Raw genomic sequence first — 19,958 nt, forward strand, 5'->3', positions numbered from 1 at the left:
TCTAACTTACCAGTTATAGCGCAGATTGAGGCTACCGTTCAGATCGCCAAAGTCATTGCTGCCAGTCTGCCCGGCAACCTGAGCGCGAACGCTCCACTGCTTATCGATATCTGCCTGCAGACCCACTTTCAGCTCCGCACGGTTAGCCGGAAGATCCTGTTTCACCGTAGCATCATCAAACGATACCGACACATCATCGCTGGTGTGCAGCCAGTTAGCTTCAGCAAACGGCTGGATAACCGTACGGCTGCCTTTGTACAGCTTGCCGTCAACACGCAGACCCAGACGCGTTGTCCAACTGTCGCCATCCTGACCATCGATCCGGGTGCCGTAGTTATCCTTCACGCTATCCGCTGAGTAATTCTGCCAGACAACCTGCGCCTGCGGCGTCAGACTGACAGTATTACCGTTGCTAAGCGCAATATCGTAGCGATAACCGGTTTCCAGCGAGACGGCGTTAGCGGTTGAATCGTAAGATTCAGATCCCGCATCACCGCTCTCTACGCTGTTGTTGTAGAAACCGTATTGATACCAGCTATCGACATACGCGCCGCTATGCGTTTGGGCATCGGCAAACCAGGTGGCATAGACGCCGAGGTTGTAGCCGTCTACGTTGCCGCTACTGGTGAACTGGCTACCGTCCGCGCCACGGTTACCGGTGCTGTCGGTGTCGGCGTTGATGTAGCTCGCCATGACGCCAACGGTAACGCTCTGCTGGCCGTTGCCCCAGGCCAGAATGTCGCCGCCTAACTGGAACTGGGAGTAGTTGCTGTCCATATCGATATTGCCGCTGACAGCCTCGGATTCCGCTTTACCCGCTTTGAAGCGCGCCCATACGCTGCCATCGGCATTACGATACTGGCTGCCCTCGCGGTCATAGAGGGTCTGCATTTGCAGGTTGCGCGCCATCCACTGGTTGCCCATGTACGCGCCGATATCCGCACGGTACTGCGGTGCGACATCGCCGCCATCGTCCGGAGGCGTGACATCGCCGCCGTCGCCGCCGTCGTCCGGAGGCGTGACATTACCGCCATCGCCGCCATCGTCCGGAGGCGTGACATTACCGCCATCGTCACCGCCATCCGAAGGCGTGTCATCACCGCCGCTGTCGTCATCATCAGACTGTGCTTTTGACGCCAGATACCAGTCGTTGTCACTTTCATTCCAGTACAGACGGTAGGTATACAGACTGGCGTTAACTTCATTTTTTAACACAAACGCATCGCTGGTCGATACGCCGCCAACATCCACCACTTCAATACCGTTAGTGGTCTGTGCTCCATCGCCGATGCCGTTGATGTACAGATCGGTGGTGCCGGAGGCATCGCCGGTAATGACTAACTTATCGGTCGCCGAATCATCGTCGCCCAGGACGGTATTCAGGTAAAGCGAGCCGCCGTTACCGGTATAATCGCCGTCAACATAAAGCGTATTGCCCGGCGTGCTGGAGCTGCTGCCACTGGTTATTGTCCCCATGTTGATCAGATCGCCATTGAGGGTGAAGATAGCGCCTGTCTCCTCGCTGTCGCCGAAGACCAGCGTCCCTTCATTGGTCACCTTACCGTTAACGGTTGTACCGTTGCTGCCGCCAAAGGTCGCGTCGGAAGCGACGTTCACCGCCTGCTGGCTGCCCACTTCGCCAATCGTGCCGGCGCCGGTCAGCCACAGCGTGCCTTCCTGTACGTTGGTATCGCCGCTATAGGTGTTCGCGCCGCTCAGCGTCAGTTTACCCGCGCCCAGTTTGGTCAGCGATTTACCGTCCCAGTCGCCGTTGCCGGTTTTATCGCCCAGTACGCTGGTGACTTCAAAACTGTCGCCTGCGCTCAGGGTAAACGTGCCGTGTGCTGGCGTCGCTGACGTGGCGGTCGCATTCCAGCTCAGCCCTTCAGTAAGCAAATATTCTGACGCATCTGCAGGATTGATTGTCCCGGTTACGGTCAGATAGTCCGGCTGGTCAGTGAGGTTCATCGTCAGGCTGGTAAAGTCGCCGCTGATATCGCTGTCCATATCCATCAGTTTAAAGGACTGGAACTCCGCGTCGGAGGCGCGCGCTTGCAGGCTGGCGTCGCTGACGACCAAATCGCCGCCAAGCGTGGCGCTGCCGCCGGTGATCAGCGGTTGCACTGAGTCACTATTCAGCTCAACGTTCAGCGTACTGCCATCTTGCTGAATTAACGCGCTGTCGCCGAGATCCAACGAGGTGCCGAGCGCCAGTTGGGTCGTCGCGCCGCTATGAGTGGTGATGCCGCCCACCGCGCTGACTTCACCGTCTACGTCCAGCACCAGCGTGGCGTTATTGTCTACCAGACCGGTGCCCAGCGCCGTCGTACTGGCGGCGACCAGCGTACCTTCATTGATGGTGGTGCCGCCGCTGTAGTCGTTGTCGCCGGAGAGGATCAGCGTGCCTGCGCCTTCTTTGGTCAGCGATTTACCGTCCCATCTGCTACCCGGATCCAGCGTGTCATCAACGTCTGTCAGTGTAGCCGCAACGTTAAAGCCGCCGTCAGGGTCGCTCAGGGTAAAGGTGCCGTGGGCGTTGGTAGTGGCGTTGTCTCTGTCCGCATACCAGGAGAGGGAGGCCGTCAGATCATAGTGGGTGTTGTCTGCTTCATCGACTTTTCCGTCGATAGTCAGGAAGTCAACATCTTCTCTATTCATTCCCGCGACGGTCAGATCGTCGAAATCGGTCGTAATGGCGCTGTCGCTGCCAATCAGCGTGTAGGTGTATGCCTCAGGCGTCCAGCTGTCTGTAACGCTGCCAATGCCGGTAACATTCAGCGTGCCGCCCAGCGCGACGCTGTCGGCGGTAATCACGGCGTCGTCGGTGGCCGCGCCGAGGTCAATACTTAGCGTACTGCCGTCTTCCTGGGTGAACTGGCCCGCGTCAAGGGTGCTGCCCGCTGCCAGCGCGGTAGTGGCGCCGCTATGGGTGGTGACGTTCGCAAGCTCAAATGCGCCGTTGGCATCCAGTATCAGCGTACCGCTGTTGTCGATATCGCCGCTGCCCAGCGCGTTGACGTTGGCGGCAATCAGCGTACCGCCGGAAATAGTGGTGCCGCCGGAGTAAGTGTTATCGCCGCTTAACGTCAGCTCGCCCGTACCGGTTTTCACCAGCGAGCCGCTGCCGAAAAGCGTATTTTTCAGCTCGCCCTCGCCAACCTGAAGCACGCCGCTGTTGTCGATATCGCCGCTGCCCAGCGCGTTGACGCTGGCGGCAATCAGCGTACCGCCGGTAATGGTGGTGCCGCCGGAGTAATCGTTATCGCCGTTTAACGTCAGCTCGCCCGTGCCGATTTTCACCAGCGAACCGGTGCCGGAAAGCGTATTTTTCAGCTCGCCCTCGCCGACCTGAAGCACGCCGTTGTTGGCAACAGCTCCGGTCCCCAGTGAATCCGCATTGTCAGCAATCAGCACACCGTCGTCAATGGTGGTGCCGCCGGAGTAATCGTTATCGCCGTTTAACGTCAGTTCGCCCGTACCGGTTTTCACCAGCGAGCCGCTGCCGAAAAGTGTATTTTTCAGCTCGCCCTCGCCGACCTGAAGCACGCCGCTGTTGTCGATATCACCGCTGCCCAGCGAATCCGCATGGTCAGCCGTCAGCGTACCGCCGATAATGGTGGTGCCGCCGGAGTAATCGTTGCCGCCGCTTAACGTCAGCTCGCCGGTACCGGTTTTCACCAGCGAACCGCTGCCGGAAAGCGTATTTTCCAGATCGCCTTCGCCCACCTTAAGCACGCCGCTGTTATCGATATCGCCGCTGCCCAGCGAATCCGCATGGTCAGCCGTCAGCGTACCGCCGGTAATGGTGGTGCCGCCACTGTAGCTGTTGTCGCCGCTTAACGTCAGCTCGCCGGTACCGGTTTTCACCAGCGAGCCGCTGCCGGAAAGGATGTTTTCCAGCTCGCCTTCGCCCACCTTAAGCACGCCGCTGTTGTCGATATCGCCGCTGCCCAGCGAATCCGCATGGTCAGCCGTCAGCGTACCGCCGGAAATAGTGGTGCCGCCGCTGTAGTTGTTATCGCCGGTCACGATCAGCTCATCGCTACCGCTTTTGACAATTTGGCCCTCGCCGGTCACGTTGTTATCCAGCGTGCCCTGGCTCAGCGCAAGCGTTGCGCTTTCTGCAATCGTCACATCGCCAGTGCCGAGCGCGGCGGCGTCTTTGGCGGCCAGAATGCCGCCGTCAATTTCAGTATCGCCGTAGTCGTTGCCGGTGTTGCTGAGGATCAGCGTGCCGTCGCCTTGTTTGGTTAGCTTGCTGCCGTTCCAGTTGGAGGTCGCCGTGGTTTCGTCCAGTTCGCTGGTGACGGTAAAGGTACTGCCTGCATCAACGGTAAAAGTGCCATGCGCAGCGCGCGCAGATTTTGCGCCCGCGTACCAACTCAAGCCCGTAGACAGCTCGTAGTTGGTATTATCATTCGCATCAACGCCCGCGTTGATCGTAAGGTAATCCGGCATAGCGGAGGTGTCGGCATCCAGCGTTACGCTGTCAAAATCGGTAGTGATCGCAGTTTGCGAATCAATCAGCGTGATCGATCCAAAGTGTTCGTCGGTTTCGGGCGCGACAAAGGTGGCCGTTGAGCTAAGGTTCAGCGTCCCGTCCAGCGTGACGTTGGCGGCTTTGATAATTGGCGAGCTGTTGGCGGTATCCAGCGTCGCGTTTATCTGGCTGCAGTCCTGCAAGGTCAGGGTATTGTCCACCGTCAGCAGCGTACCTGTCGAACCGCTCGCGTTGCCCAGCGTAATATCGCCGTCGTTGGTCAGATTGCCGACGGTTGACGGGTCGGTCATGTTCCACTGGCTGGTGTCGTCGAGCGACAGCGTAGTAAACATCGCATCTACACTACCGGTTAACGTGGACCCCTGGCTTAAAGAGAGCGATGACGATGACGCGTCAGTCTGGACAATGTTGCCGGTCAGCATCGTTTTTTCGGCCTGAATAGTCGCTTTGCTGCCTAATTTGATCGCGGTCGGCGCCGTAAAGGTGCTGTTGGTGAGCTCAATGGGGTCGTTAATGGTCGTGCTGCCATCAATGTTCAGTGCGACAGTTTTTGAGGTGACGTTTGCGTCGCTGACCGTGAGCGCGTTGAGATCCTCATACGAGGTGCTTCTCTTTTTACTGGTGATAAAGATACCGTCGCCGTCGGCGTTGATGGTGGCGCCGTCGATCCTGGCGTCCGACGCCAGAATATACACGCCCATACCGGCAGAGGTAATGTTGCCGCCTGAAATATCCAGGGTAGTGGCGTTATTGGCCTGTACCGCCGCGCCGCTGGCATTGGTATGTGTTATGGTCGCGTTGGTGAGATTAAGAGCGGCCTTATTGGTACCCTGGATGGTGCTCATCGTACCTGCAGAGCTGACCGAGCTATCAGACAGGTTCAGGGTGGAACCCTCGTCTGTCGCGGTGTTTCCGGCAACAACGTTTATCTGGCCTTGCGCCAGGGTGATTGTGCTACCGTCCAGCACGTTCAGCGTACTGCCTTGTTGCACCTGCGCGCTGCTGCTGTTAGCTGCCTCAACGATGGTACCGTCCAGCGTTGCTTCTGAACCCGTATACAACGTCATTACGCCGAAATTGCCGTCAATCGTTAGCGTACTGTCTGTTAACGTCAGTTTGCTGCCATCCGCTGCGGAAATACCCTGGGTATAAATACCCGTAGTGGTTATCTTCGCGTCGGTAAGCTCAAGGATAGCGTAATGATCCAGCGAAATGGCGTTGGAAACATACTTACCGCCATCCGGATCATCAGCCCCGCCTCCGCTTGTTTCAATGACGAGCCCAGTCCCTGTGACCGTGGTGGGCTGCCAGCCGACGGTGGCGACACCCGAGACATATAGCGCCGAGCCTTCATCGGTGCCCGAATAGCTCATCGGCGGCGTTGACGCATCCAGAACGTGGGGCTGCGCATCAGCATATGATACCTGATTATCGGCCATAGCCAGCGGGCTGAAAAATCCGAGTGCCGCAGCCACGGCGCAAGCCAGCGCCGCGCGCGTTGCTTTTATTATTTGTCCATATTCGGACTTTTGGTTTGGAGAATGGATTTCACTCGCGCATACTTGCGCTTTAACTTTGCTGTGGCCTCGCGCCAATTCTGAAGCCACGACATACATATTTCGCACGGCGCTCCAGACAATACTGTAAGTCCTGTTCAATTTTTAAATTTCCCTTTAATAACGTTCACGAAGCAAACTGGATTTTGATTGGGCTACAAATAGCCTTTAAATGCTACATTATCAATGAGTTAAATAATAAATAACAAAAATACAGCTCTATGAATGGTTGCAATCACCTGAAACAATATATTATCCAAGCCAAATTATTAACTAATTTCAAGGCTTATTTCAATGCCAGGTCAATTTCTGGTTGATTTATAATTGATATAAATAAATTCATCCATTTAATAAATATTTATGTCGTGAATAACATTTAATAACTTCATATATTAAAATAAATAAATGCGTGAAACAAAAAGGTGTGATTATCATGCGACACCTGGCGTTATTTTAAATATACTCGTCATACTTCAAGTTGCATGTGCTGCGGCTGCGTTCCCTCACCCCAGTCACTTACTTTAGTAAGCTCCCGGGGATTCGCTCGCTTGCCGCCTTCCTGCAACTCGAATTATTTAGAGTATATACGTAGCGCCAGATGCCGGGTTGCAGAAGGGAGACGGCGCTTTTACACACGCGTGGCAAACGGTGGTGACGCCAATTAGCAGAACATATACTTTTCAATGAATGCTACTTTCACTTTTTCATGAAGCTCAATTGAATGTGAAAAGCAGATTATTTTCGTGCCAGACGCATAATACGTTACTCCACGCACGTCGCATAACCCGCTGTGCCTGCCGGCTTAATGGCGCAGTTTTGACTCTTGGTATTCTCATCTACGCCGCAATACATGCCGCCGCTCGAGGTTGATTTAGATAAATAGGGATAGCCCAGCGTCGGCCAGCCTAACGAGCTAATTGAATGATACAGCGTCAACAGGTCGTTATTATCCGGTGCTTTGCTAAGGCTACCGCACTGTTTGGCAATATCCCATTTCGTGTTGTCCACCGTATGCGCCATCGCCCAGTACTCGTTATTTGCATGCACTCCGTTGGTAAATACTGGCGTTACGCCTGACAGCATCTCAGCCTGAAGCCACGGACGATGCAGCGTTTTTCCGTTGACGGATGTCGTATCCGACATATTTCCCCAGAACAACGCTTTATCCGTATCCGGGCTGGTAAGTACCATAAAAATCACATCCAGCGATGCGTGAAGAGTCGTATTGTCCGTCACTTTCACCGTGAGTGGCGTTTTCAACCCCAGGCTTTTATCCTGATTAAGCGTAAACGTTGCCGTACCGTCGCTGCCGGTAGTGCCGGTAAAGACAATCCCGGTGGTGGTCATACTTTGGCTGGCGCTTGCGGGAGTCAGCTCTTTAAGCATGAGATCGTCTGCTCCGGCATCCGCTGCCACGTCGCCATCCGTTATCACCATACCTGCCCGATTTTTCGAATCGCCACGTGACAACGTAAAACCGACGTTGGCGACCGGGTTACCGCTGCTATCTTTTACCGTCACCGTTAACGGCATCGCACTTCCCTTCGCCACTACCGCCGCATTTTTCGCGCTGTCCATCGCCGTCGAGGTCAGCGTAATACTGGCAGGAGTAGAAGTACGCGGCTCGACCAGACACACCTGAGCGCCGGTGGCAGTCGATGAACTGGCGGTGCCCTTACCGCCGCTATTCAGGTTTATAAATTGGTAATATCCGGTATTCGGCGCACGATCCGCCGCCCACCAGGATTTGTTCCCCGCCACCGGCCAGCCGTAATTTGTACCGATTGCGCCGTTAGGATTGTCGCTATACAACGTTTGCAGATCGCCCGACAACGGCTGGTATTCCGCATCACAGCCGGTTGCGCCCGCTTTTTCAGTGTTCGCTGCGGTGACTAAGGGCCATGTTTCATTGTTAACCAGGTAAGTACCGCTATTCGACGTCATCTCCGCCGCCAGCAGCGGACGCCGGAACTTCACGCCCGCGCTGTTGGTCACGGTTTCCGGCATGTGTCCCCAGTATTTGGCTTTATCGCTGTCCGGGCTGGTAATGACGGTGAAAATGACGTCCATATCGCTAACTGTCAGCGGATCGTCGATAAGCATCGCCTGCAGCGGTGTTCTCAGGCCACGGGAATCATCCTGCGTCACTTCGAGTTGCGCTTTACCATCCTCATCCGTAATGCCATACCAATAACTTGTGCACGAAGATACCGTGCAGTTAAACGTCATTGAGCCCGTAGACGGCGCAACCGATGTGAGTACCATGCCTCCGCCGGAACTGCCATCAACGACACCCGCCCGGTCTATCGAAAGCGTTCGTCCCAAACGGATAGTGGTATTGGGCTGCGGCGTGCCGGAACCATCCCTCACAGTGACGGTCAACGGCAGGCTCTCGCCCTTCTTCGCCACTGGAGCGCCTTTATCCGCATCCATGGCGCTGGAGGTGAGTTCTATCGACAATTCCCGGCGCTTTGCCAGACAAAGCTGCGCCGTGGCGGTATTGGCTTTGGTTGTCAGCGTATTATTATCGCTGAGTCTGACATACTGGAACTGACTGTCTGAGTGCGTGGCATCCGGTACTGAGTTACCCGCCCCCCAATATTTTCCTGATGCCACCGGTAGGCCAAGCGTTGTCGTGAGTGCGCCATTGGGATAATCGGTATATAGCGTCTGTAAATCATTTACCGTCGGCAACCCCAGCCGATCGCACGGGCTGGCGGAATCCTGATACATATTCGGATAACGGCTCCAGGTATACCAGGTCTCGTTATTTTCCGTATAACCCGACGTGTCCGCCGTTGAAGAAAGTTCAGCGCGCAGCAGCGGTCGCTTAAATTCAACCCCCTTACTGTTGGTAAAGGTTTCCGGCATATGGCCCCAGTATTTGGCCTTATCGCTGTCCGGGCTGGTCACTACGGTAAAGATTGCGTCTTTGCTGTCTGTCAGGTTGCTGCCGTCCATCGTGGCGGCGCTGATAGTGGTTTTTAAACCGGCGGTACTGTCCTGCGCAAGGGTAAATGTCACCTGTCCCTGGGCATCAGTTTGCGCATACAGATATTTCGCCGAGGTATCCAGCAGGTATGTCGCCAGGCCGGACGGCATCACATTACGCAGCGTAATATCGTCTGTGACGCTTGAGGACGATGTGGCGCTGTTGGCGCGATTGTACGAAGATCCGCGGCTGATTTTCACCATCACGTTTTTCATCGGCTGACCTGCGGCGTCTTTCACGTCGATGGTGGCGGCCATCTGCTCGCCCTTCTTCGCCTTTGCGCTTCCGGTGGTTTCATCCTGGCCTGCCAGCGTCAGCGTCAGGCTGGCGGCGGCGCTGCGCGGCGAGGCAAGACAGGTCTGCATGTAGTACATCGAGGTGCTGGTCGTCGTTTTGACATCATTGCCGTCGTTAAACAGGTTGACCGCCGCGTAGAGCGACTTCGTGCCGTCTGACGATATCACGTAATCCCCCGCCCACCAGTAGCGGCTGACGTTGTTGTTGCCTGAACTGGTCATCGGCCAGCCGTTACGGCTGCGCATGGCGTTATCCGGGTATGTCCCGTACAGCGTCTGGAGGTTGGCTACGGTCGGTAGCGTGTCGCGCCCACAGCCGCCACCGGTGCCGTTCCAGGCTTTATCGACGGTTATCATGCCCCAGGTTTCGCCTTTGTCGTAGTAGCCGTTGGCGATGGTCAGCGTTTTGCCGGGCGTAGCGCTAAACTCGCTGGCCAGCAGCGGACGCCTGTACGCCACGCCGCTGCTGTCGGTCAGCGTTTCCGCCATATGGCCCCAGTAGTTGGCCTTCGGCGTGTCCGGACTGGTGACCACGGTAAAGATGACTGGCAGTGGCGCGCTCGTTACGCCGTTGTGCTCTATCGCCGCCGTCAGCGGCGTTTTAAAGCCCGCGCCGCTGTCCTGGCTGATATTCAGCGTCAGCGTGCCGTCGGCGCCCGTGGCGGTGTAATAGTTAGCGCCGCTGCTACGCCCGTCGCTGTGGTTTATCTGTATATCCGCCGCCGCCGAGCTATTCACCTCCTGATTCGCGCGCCCGACGCTGTCGCCGCGCGTAAAGATAACCGGCGTGTCGGCGGCCGGGTTGCCCTGGGCATCCCGCGTGGTGATGATGACCGGGATGGTCTCGCCGACTTTCGCTTTGGCGAATCCGTCGCTGTCGTTATACACAGGCGAAGTGAGCGTTATCTGCGTCGCCGCCGGATGGGCGTTTTGCAGGCAGACAAAATAGAGTTGTTCATTCCACAATAGCGAACCGACGCCGCCGTCGCGCAGATTAATCGACTTAACGTAGCGGTTTTGCGTACTCCGGCTCAAATCGGCGGTGCTGTCCTGGTAGTTTTTACCATCCAGCGGCCAGCCCTGCTGGGTATTCATGGCGCCGCCGGGCCTGGCGTCGTACAGCGATTGCATATCGGCAAGGGTCGGCACGTATCCCGCGCCGCAGGCGTCGTTCGCCATTTCAAAATCGACGATTCCCCACGCTTCGTTGTTTTCCGTATTGTCGCCGTGGGTAACGCCGCTGGCGATTTCAGCCGATAACAGCGGGCGCTTAAACACCTCGCCGTTGGCCGCCGTCGTCGTTTCCGACATATGGCCCCACATTTTGGCTTTGTCGCTGTCCGGGCTGGTGACCACGGTAAAAATAGTATCGATGCTGGCCGTCGCGCTGGCGTTATTGTACAGCGCCGCCGTAATCGCGACTTTCGTCCCGTGGGCATCCGGGCGGGTGACGTTGATGATTTTGCTGCCGTTTTCACCGGTCATACCGCCGATTTGGGTGGCGCTGTCGTTGAGCGAATCGCCGTCAATCACCACCGCCGAGACGATGCCGTCGCCGCTACCGGCGATATGTTTCTCCCCCTGGCGGGTATAGCCGTCGCCGCGGCTTAACACGAACGGCGCTTGCGGCAGCGGATTGCCGCTGGCGTCTTTTACCGTCACTTTAAGCTGGAGCGTATCGCCCTTTTTCACCTTCACCGCGTGTTCGCTGTTTGCGTTATACCACAATGCCGCATCCACCGGCTCAATGGTGATAGACGCCGCCGTCGGATTTTTGCTGACCAGACAGCTCACGTAGTCCGACGCATCGCCGGAAGCGGTATAGCCGCCCGCAGCCAGTGATACCGCCTGCCATGTAGCGGCGCTGGCGAAGGTGGAAGACCAGTAGTCATACGTCGTCGGCCAGCCGGATACGGTGTGGATTTTATTGCCGTCGCTGGAGGCATACAGTGCGGCAAGCTGATCGGCGCGCGGCAGATGGCCGGCCTCGCAGCCCCCGGCGTTGGGGTTATTCAGCGCGTCGGCGTGGCTGACGCGCGCCCAGGTTTCGTTATCCTGCTCCTGGGTACGGGTGGCGGCAGTCGCTTCCGCCGCCAGCTTTGGCCGCTGGAATTCCATACCACCCACGGTGAGCGTGTCCGCCATATGGCCCCACATCTGCGCCTCCGGCGTATCGGGGCTGGTGGGAACGGTAAATTTCACGCTGCGGTTGACGGGCGTGGTAATCAGCGAGTTAACCGGCAGTACGGTCAGCGGCGTCAGCAAGCCCACGCCCTGCGGCTGTTCAATCACCAGCGTGGCGTTGCCCTCGGCATCGGTCATGCCCTGGTACGTCATCGACGCCTGGGAAGAGCCGAAAGGCGTTCCGCCCATCACCAGCGTTCCGTCGCTGGGATCGGTAAAGCCCGTGGTGGCGTTGTCGCGATTTTTGCCGTGCGACATGGTGACGGTAAAGCTGGCGTTGGGCACACTTAACCCGTTCAGCGCATTAACGGAATGGACGTTCATCGTGATTTGTTCGCCGACTTTGGCTACCGCATTACGTAACGACTCATCGCCATTAAAGTAAACGTCCAGACTGGTCACCAACTCATTGCCGGAGCAGGAGAGATAGTTCGGTTCGGCGCCGCTGAACATGCTGTCCGCGCCGGTCGCCAGGTTGACGTGCGCGGTGGTGGAACCATCAGTATCCGCCGCGATATAGCTGTGTTTCTGCGTCGGCCAGCCGTAGGTCGTTTCCATCGCGTTACCGGAATGGGCCTGATACAGCGTATCCAATAGCAGTTGCCCCGGCACCTGGCCGGTACCGCACTGGTTCGTCGCCGCCGTTACCGAGTTAAACGTCGCCCAGTATTCGTTATTCTCAAATTCGGAACCGGTATCCTGCGCGGCCTCTTCTGCCAGCAGCGGGCGTTTGTAGATATTGCCCGCTTCCACCACGCCCTGCATATGGCCCCACATGCGCGCCTGCGCCACGTCCGGGCTGGTGACGACGGTAAAAATCACGTTCTGCGTCGCTTCCGTGCCGTCGAACAGCACCACGCGCACCGGGGTTAATACGCCCGCACCCTTATCCTGAGTCAACACCAGCGAGAACTGGCCGTTGGCGTCGGTCACGCCATGATAGTGGCCGTCGCTGCCTGCCAGATTGGTGATGAGCACCGGTTCATCCGTCCACTGATGGGCGGCGTCAATATCGGCATTCTTTTGATTCTGGCGATTTTGCTCGTCGCCCAGGTAGACGTTAAAGTAGCGATAAGGCAGCGGTTTATTGGTGGCGCTGTCGGTGACGGTGATCTTCATGTTGATCTCCTCGCCCACCTTCACTTTCGCCGCATTGACCGTTGAATCAAAATTGTCGGCGCTAATCACTAATTTCGGCGTGACCGCAGGCGGGGCTTTATCCACGCAGCTAACCAGCGATTGCGTGGCGTCCGGCATCTGCGTGAGGCTGCGGCTGCGCATATCAATGCTGATATGGTCAGTGGCAATCGATCCCTGGGAGGAGGACCAGTACTCTTCGTCACCGGATGTCAGTCCCACCGGCCAGCCGAGGGTGGTGGCCAGATCGCCGCGCGCAATTTTTAACCCTTCCAGTTGGCGCGCATCCGGCAGAATATCGCAGTGCGCGTCGGCGTGGCCCCAGTTGAACTGCGCCCAGGTTTCATTGTTGATGCTGGCGGTGCGGTCTTCACCGTCGGTTTCCGCCGCCAGTTTGGGGCGGTAAAAGGTGTAGCTTGCGCCGTCCACCGTGGCGGTGGACGTCTCTGCCATATGACCGTACATGTTGGCGCTGCTGCTGTCCGGGCTGGTGAGGGTGGTAAAAATCACGTCCACGCTGGCTTTCAGCGCTGGCGCGCTCGACGGGTGCGCTATCAGCGGCGTTTTAACGCCCGGGCCGTTCGCCTGGGTGACGACCACGGTCGCCACGCCCTCGGCGTTGGTCGTACCGTGATATTCCGTGGCGGTGGTGGTCAGTTCGGTGTTGCCGACGCGCACCGGCGCGGCATTGTTTACCACGCCCTGGCGGTTTTGCGCGTCGCCGCGGGTAATTACGAAATCAACGTTGCCCTCCGGTTCGCCGCCGCAGTCTTTGGTCGTTACCGTCAGCATGATGCTTTCGCCCGCTTTGACCTTCGCGGCGTTGAGCGACTCATCCAGATGATCGGCGGCGAGCGTTACCGGGTCGCCCACGGCGGGCGCGATATCCACGGCAAACTTTTGATCAAGCACTTCGACCGCCGTGTTATAAGGCACGCCGGTGCGGGTAAGCAACCACAGCGGCGGTATGGCGGTTGAGGTATCCAGTTGCGACCAGACCACCAGATGGCGGCCCGCCAGATTCTGCGCGCAGAAACTTATATTGCTGACGGGTTGTGGATCAAGCGGCGTGTCCGGCGTGGCGGCGTCGGCCCACACCAGCGTGACGGTGGGCGCGCGTTCAGCCTGCCAGACCAGCGGCGGCACGGCGAAGATATCGCCTTCGGTGTCGTGCGGATTGGTTAAGGTCAGCGCGCTGCCAGCATCACTGGTGCTGAACTGGCTGGGCTTCGCGGAGTAGTCAACAGGATTCGCCGCATCAGAGCGCAACTGCACGCTGCCCTGATATACCGGGATCGTTACACTGTCGGCCTGAGGCGGAGTGCCATTAATAGCCGCAGTTTGCTCAGTGAGTTCCTGCCATGCGCCGCTGCTTCGCACGGCCTGCGCGAAGAAAGGCGTTAAACTGAGGGCGCATAGCAGCAGCCAGGGTAAAAAACCGACACACTTTTTCGATTTCACTGACGTACCTGAGAAAAGTCCATTTCGTTGCAGTTCATTCCATGAATACAAAAACGTAAAAATACATCGCTACCGGAACAGCGCCAGCTACAAGGGATACCCAGGTTGGGCGCCGCAAAGCGTCACCCAACATTCAAACGCGCTCCCGGCCCCATTCCCCATTCACTACGGCACCCGGCACGAGCCTAAGCCCGAGGTCGTCGCTTTTTCACGAGTACAGGTTGTCTGGCCGGTCGTTTCGTTAAATGAACAGTAGTACTTATTGCTTTGACCTTCATCTTGCGACACATAGTCCCAGGATGATGTCGTCGGCCATTGCAACGTGCCGATAACGCTCTGCAACGCTTTCAGATCGTCCAGCGAGGCTATATTTTCCTGCGATCCGCAAAGATGCGTCAACGACGTTTCCACGTGTTCGGACTGATAATAATAGTTCGTCCCCCAGAATTCATTATTAAACGGCCAGGTATCCCGGGGCGCGGCAGAGAGCTCGGCTTTCAGGTACGGGCGGCGCAGCGTAACGCCGTTCACCTGCACGGTATCCGGCATATGACCCCAGTATGACGCATACGGCGTGTCCGGGCTGGTTTGTACCGTAAAGATTGCATCCACGCTCGCCGCCTCATCAAATTGATTCGCAAGCGCCGCCGTGACAGACGTTTTTAACCCCAGCGATTTATCCTGAGTTAACGTAAACCGCAACTTACCGTCATCGCCGGTGAAGCCAGACCATTTTGTGCTGAGGCCATTCTGGTTATTAAACGCCACTGCCGTACCCGCAGGTGCAACCGGCGTCAGCATCATATTCGCAGGCGAAGTTGTAAACGGAACCGGCTCGCCAATCACGCCTGGTTCAATGTATTGCTTATCCACCGCACCGCGCGAATAAGCGTAATCACGCGTCAACAGTACGGCCACCCCGGCCTGCGGCTGCCCGGCGTCGTTAGTCACCGTTACCGTCATCGGTATCGTTTCGCCTTTTTTCGCCACGGCCGCCGATTTATCGGCGTTCCATGCGTCGGAAGAGAGCGCGATATTCAGCCCGCTGCGCGATGTTGTCAGGCAGAGTTGTAAGTAGTAGTTACCCGGGTTTTCCGACATGCTGTAGTTTTTCCCCGTCTTGAGATCTTTATACTGCCAGTAAAGGGTTGAGCCTTTCAGCAGGCTATCCCCCGCCCACCACCGCTTCCCGACGGGCAATCCAATATCGGTCGCCACCTTGCCGCTTGGGTGATCGTTGTACAGCGCAGTGAAATCATCTATCGCAGCCATCTGGTTCATCGGACACCCGCCGTAATTGTCGGTATTAAAACTATTCACCATGATCCAGTTTTCATTGGTTTCGAAATAGGTATCCGTGTGCGCCTCCGATGAGGGCTCGCCTGCCACCAGCGGGCGCTTAAACTCCGCACCGTTGCTGGCGGTGAAGGTCTCCGGCATATGGCCGTACATGTTGGCCTTGTCGCTGTCCGGGCTGGTGAGGACGGTGAACACCACCGGCAGCGATGAGGTCGCCGTCGGCGTATCGTTCAGATTCGCGGTCAGCTGGTTTTTCAACCCTATGCCGCCGGGTTCGGCAAGCGTCAGGGCCAGCGTACCATCCGCGCCGGTGGCGCCGGTCAGAACCGATGTGGCATAGTAAAACTGTTGCTGCGCACCGGTGAGCGGCGTCACCGTCATGTTGGTGCCGTTAGTGGCTACAAATTTATTATAGTCAGGGTTGCGCGCCTTCCCGGCGTCGCGTTTAAGCGAAAAAGTCGCATAAGGCACCGGGTTGCCCATCGCATCGGTAGTGGTGATGAGTAGCGGGATCGACTCGCTGTTTTTCGCCTTCACCGCCTGAATAGCGTCATCCATCGCCTGCGGGGAGGTGAGGGTAATCTGCGTGGCCTGCGGCAGCGGCGTCGTGGCGCAAATTTGATACTGCCAGGCAGTGCTGGTCGCGCTGTTTTCTGACCGACGCGAACCATCAGCCAGATCGACTGCGTAATAGAAGTCAAGTTTTGCCCCGCTGGAAAATGACGTCGAGTTCGATCCGCTCCAGTAAGAATAGTAGACCGGCCAGCCCTGGGCGGTATTTATCGTTCGGCTCGGGTATTTGCTGTAGAGCGAATCCAGCGCCTCAACGGCAGGGTAATAGCCCGCCGCGCAACGGGCCGGATTGGCCCCTTCACTGGCTGGCCCATGAAAAACCGCCCAGGTTTCGTTGGTTTCTTGCTTAGACGCAGTATTGTCCGTACTGGACAGCTCAGCGTACAGCAGCGGGCGCTGGTACACCGCGCCATCCGCCGCCGTCAGCGATGGCGCCATATGCCCCCACATGCGGGCGACGCTGACATCCGGGCTGGTGACGACGGTAAAGATAGTGTCGATGCTGGCACTCACGGCGGCATTTTCATACAGCGTCGCGTTAATCGCGGTGCGGGTGCCGTGGGTGTCCGGGCGGGTGACGCTGATGATACGGGTGCCGTCAGTGCCGGTCTGCGACCCCATTTTGGTGGTGGTCCATGCCAGCGATTCGCCGTCGATCACCACGGGCGTCACGATGCCTTGCAGATCGTCACCGTCCTGAGCGGTATACTTTTCGCCCCGGCGATCGTAACCGTCGCCGCGGGTGAGCACAAACGGCGCTTCCGGGATCGGGTTGCCGCTGGCGTCCTTCACCGTCACCTTGAGCTGCATCGTCTCGCCCTTTTTCACTTTGACCGCGTGGACGTCGCTGCCGTCGTACCACTGCGACGGATTGACCGGTTCAATGGTGATGGACGCCGCCACCGGGTTATCGCTGGCCAGGCAGCTGGCGTAAATCGAGACGTTGCTGTTGGCAAATTCACTGCCGTTCGTCAGCGCGATCAGTTTCCAGGTGGTGGCGCTCTGGTAGGTGGACGACCAGTAGTTAAGATAGGTCGGCCAGCCCTGAATGCTGTGAATCTTGCCGCCGCTGTTGGCGTTATACAGCGCCTCAAGCTGGTCGATGCGCGGCAGGCGGTTCGCCGCGCAGCCGCCCGCATCCGGGTTGCCCACCGCGTCGCTATGGGCCACGCGCGCCCAGGTCTCATTGCTCTCGTCCTGGGTACGCAGCGGGTTGCTCACTTCACCCGCCAGTTTGGGCCGCTCAAAAGTCCAGTCGCCCACGGTAATCGTGTCGGCCATATGGCCCCACATTTTGGCCGCTGGCGTATCCGGGCTGGTGGCGACGGTAAACTTCACGCTGCGGGAAACCGGCGTGCTGATTAATGAATCGACGGGCGCAATATTTAACGGCGTCAGCAGCCCCACGCCCTTTTTCTGGGTGAGGATAATGGTCGCATCGCCGTTAGCGTCGGTGATCCCGTGATAAACCTGCCCGGCAACGTAGCCCACGTCGTCAAACTGCATCTCGCCGTTGCTGGTATCGGTAAAGCCGGTCGTCAGCCCGTCACGCCGCCTGCCGTTCGCCATGGTGATGGTGAAGTCGGTATTGCCGATCGCCATGCCGTTAAGGGCGTTGCGCGAATGGATGTTCATCTTAACCTGTTCACCCACTTTGGCGTCGGCGTTTTTGATCACCGGGTCGTCGTTGAAGTAGACGTCCAGCACCGCCACCATTTCATTGGCCGAGCAGGTCAGGTAGTTGGGCGTATCGGTAAATTTGCCGCTATCGCCGTTTTCGAGGTTGACGTGTACCGTCCCGGAGGCGTCGCTGTCGGCGGCGATGAAATAATCTTCAGTCGGCCAGCCGTGCTCGCTTTCCATCTGTCCGCCCGCATGTTCGCTGTACAAATGCGCCAGCGACGACTGATCCGGCACCTGGCCGACACCGCACTGCGCGGTGGCCGACGCCACGGAGTTAAACGTCGCCCACTCTTCGTTATTTTCGCTGAATTGGCCGTCTTTATGGCTGGCCTCCACCGCCAGCAGCGGACGTTTGTACAGGTTGCCCGCGTCCACCACGCCGCGCATATGGCCCCACATGTTGGCGCCGTCCACGTCCGGGCTGGTGACCACGGTGAAAATTACGCTAAAGGGCAGCTCGACGTTGCCGCCTTCGTCGTCCGGCATCACGATGCGGATGGGCGTTTCGACGCCCAGGCCGCTGTTATGTTTTAACGTCAGGTGCGCCTGGCCGTTGACGTCAGTCACGCCGGTATAGTGCTCCGGCGACGAGGCGCTCATACCTTCGGAATCAACAGTGACCCGCAGGTTATCCCATGCGTCCTGATGTTCCCCTTTGCGGTTTTTCGCCGAGTCGATAAACAGCTCCATGTAGCGGTAAGGCAGCGGTTTTTGCGTGTTCCGGTCAACTACGGTCATCGTCAGATCAATCGACTCCCCCACCTGCGCTTTATACGGCCCTTGTGGGGAGAGAGTAATCTGCGGGTGCGCCGCAGGCTGGGCTTTATCCACACAACTGACCAGCAGCGTGTCGCTGTCGGCGGCCCTGACGACCGATGCGCTGTTCATATGTACGGCAGCGTGGTAGCCGCTCATCTGATCTTTGGTCGACGACCAGTATTCGGCATCGTCCGTCGCCGGCCAGCCGGTGTACGTTGCCAGCGTGCTGTGCTCATGTCGCATCTGCACCAGTTGTTCGGCGTCCGGCAGAATATTGCAATGGTTATCGGCGCCGTTCCAGTCGAACAGCGCCCAGGTTTCGTTGGTATCGACGACGCTTTTGTCAGCGCCGCTCGCTTCCGCCGCCAGCTTCGGGCGGGTAAAAGTGTAGGTTATACCGTTCAGCGTCGCGGTGGTGCTCTCTATCATGTGGCCGTACATACTGGCCTTATCGCTGTCCGGGCTGGTGATGGTGGTGAAAATGACGTCGACATTGTCGGTCAGCGTGGGATAGTTTTGCGAAGAGACGATAAGTCGCGTTTTTACCCCCGGACCGTTCTCTTGCGTTACCACCACCGTGGCGTTGCCCTGCCCGTCCGTTACACCATGATATTCTGTTTGCGCAGTCGTTAACTCGGTATTGCCAACGCGCACCGGGTTAGCGTTATTGACCACACCCTGGCGATTTATTGCATCCTCGCGACGGATCACAAACGGCGCATTGATCGCAGGTTCGCCATCACACGCTTTGGTGGTGACAGTAAGAGTAATACTTTCTCCGACCTTAACTTTCGATGCTTCAAAACTGGCATCGACATGATCGCCGCTCACAGAAACAGGGTCGCTCACCGCTGGTTTGATATTCAGCGCCACTTTCGGGCTTAACAGCGGAATGGTCGCATAATTCGGCACCCCGGTACGCGTAAAGAGCCACAGCGCGGGAACGTTGGTTTCATCTTCCACCTGCGCCCAGGCCACCAGCTGTCGCCCGGCGAGGTTTTGGGCGCAAAAGGTCAGGTTCGGAACCGGCTGCGGCGAGAGCGGCGTGTCGGGCGTGGCGGCATCGGCCCATACCAGGCCCATGGCGGGCGGCTGGCGGTTTTCCCAGGCGATGGTGGGCGGATCGCTAAAGAGATCGCCTTCGGTATCGGTGGAATTGACCGCCCGCATCGAGGTTGAGGTAGCATCCGCGCTAAAATCGCGCGGCATGGCGCTGAATTCAATATCGTGGGTTTTGCTCGGGTCAAGCAGCGTACTTCCCTGGTAAAGGGGGATAATAGCGCCGTCGGCCAGCGGCGCGGTGCCGTTAACCGCACCGGTGACTGAGTTCAGCTCTTGCCAGGTTCCGCCCTTCAATAGCGCCTGCGCAGGTGCGATCGACACTGCAAACATGATCAGTAATGTCAGTAAGAAATGTACAACTTTATTCACTTGCCGATTCCTGTCCATGAGCGATAGCCACCCGTTTTCATTCTCTGTCGTAATTCAACCCACTTTGCTTAGCGCGCGGCTAAGCA

3 protein-coding genes are annotated in these 19,958 nt (G+C 57.6%); all 3 read right to left on the reverse strand.

The genetic code is table 11. From position 1 onward, the window contains the following. Positions 1–6: 6 nt before the first annotated feature. The 3 genes from shdA to ratA all read right to left on the reverse strand — a co-directional run bounded on the left by shdA (position 7) and on the right by ratA (position 19,890). Positions 7–6,159 (reverse strand): fibronectin-binding autotransporter adhesin ShdA, encoded by a 6,153-nt coding sequence (gene shdA, locus J4617_RS14850; RefSeq protein ID WP_071844045.1) that lies wholly within the window; start codon positions 6,157–6,159, stop codon positions 7–9. A 660-nt stretch (positions 6,160–6,819) separates the two neighbouring features. Continuing rightward, the gene (gene ratB / locus J4617_RS14860; protein WP_017465999.1) at positions 6,820–14,127 is read right to left on the reverse strand and encodes a DUF823/DUF824 repeat adhesin RatB; all 7,308 of its coding nucleotides are present in this window, start codon (positions 14,125–14,127) and stop codon (positions 6,820–6,822) included. A 165-nt stretch (positions 14,128–14,292) separates the two neighbouring features. Next, a complete protein-coding gene (ratA, locus tag J4617_RS14865) occupies positions 14,293–19,890 on the reverse strand; it encodes a DUF823/DUF824 repeat adhesin RatA (RefSeq protein WP_071844044.1) in 5,598 nt (1,865 codons plus the stop codon). Between the last annotated feature and the right edge of the window lie 68 nt (positions 19,891–19,958).

It is taken from the genome of Salmonella sp. 32010601201800023SM (genome assembly GCF_017572235.1).
GTDB lineage: Bacteria > Pseudomonadota > Gammaproteobacteria > Enterobacterales > Enterobacteriaceae > Salmonella > Salmonella enterica.

Excerpts from the sequence above, each read along its gene's own strand:
- ratA (WP_071844044.1), bottom strand. The coding sequence starts at position 19,890 with ATGGACAGGAATCGGCAAGTGAATAAAGTTGTACATTTCTTACTGACA.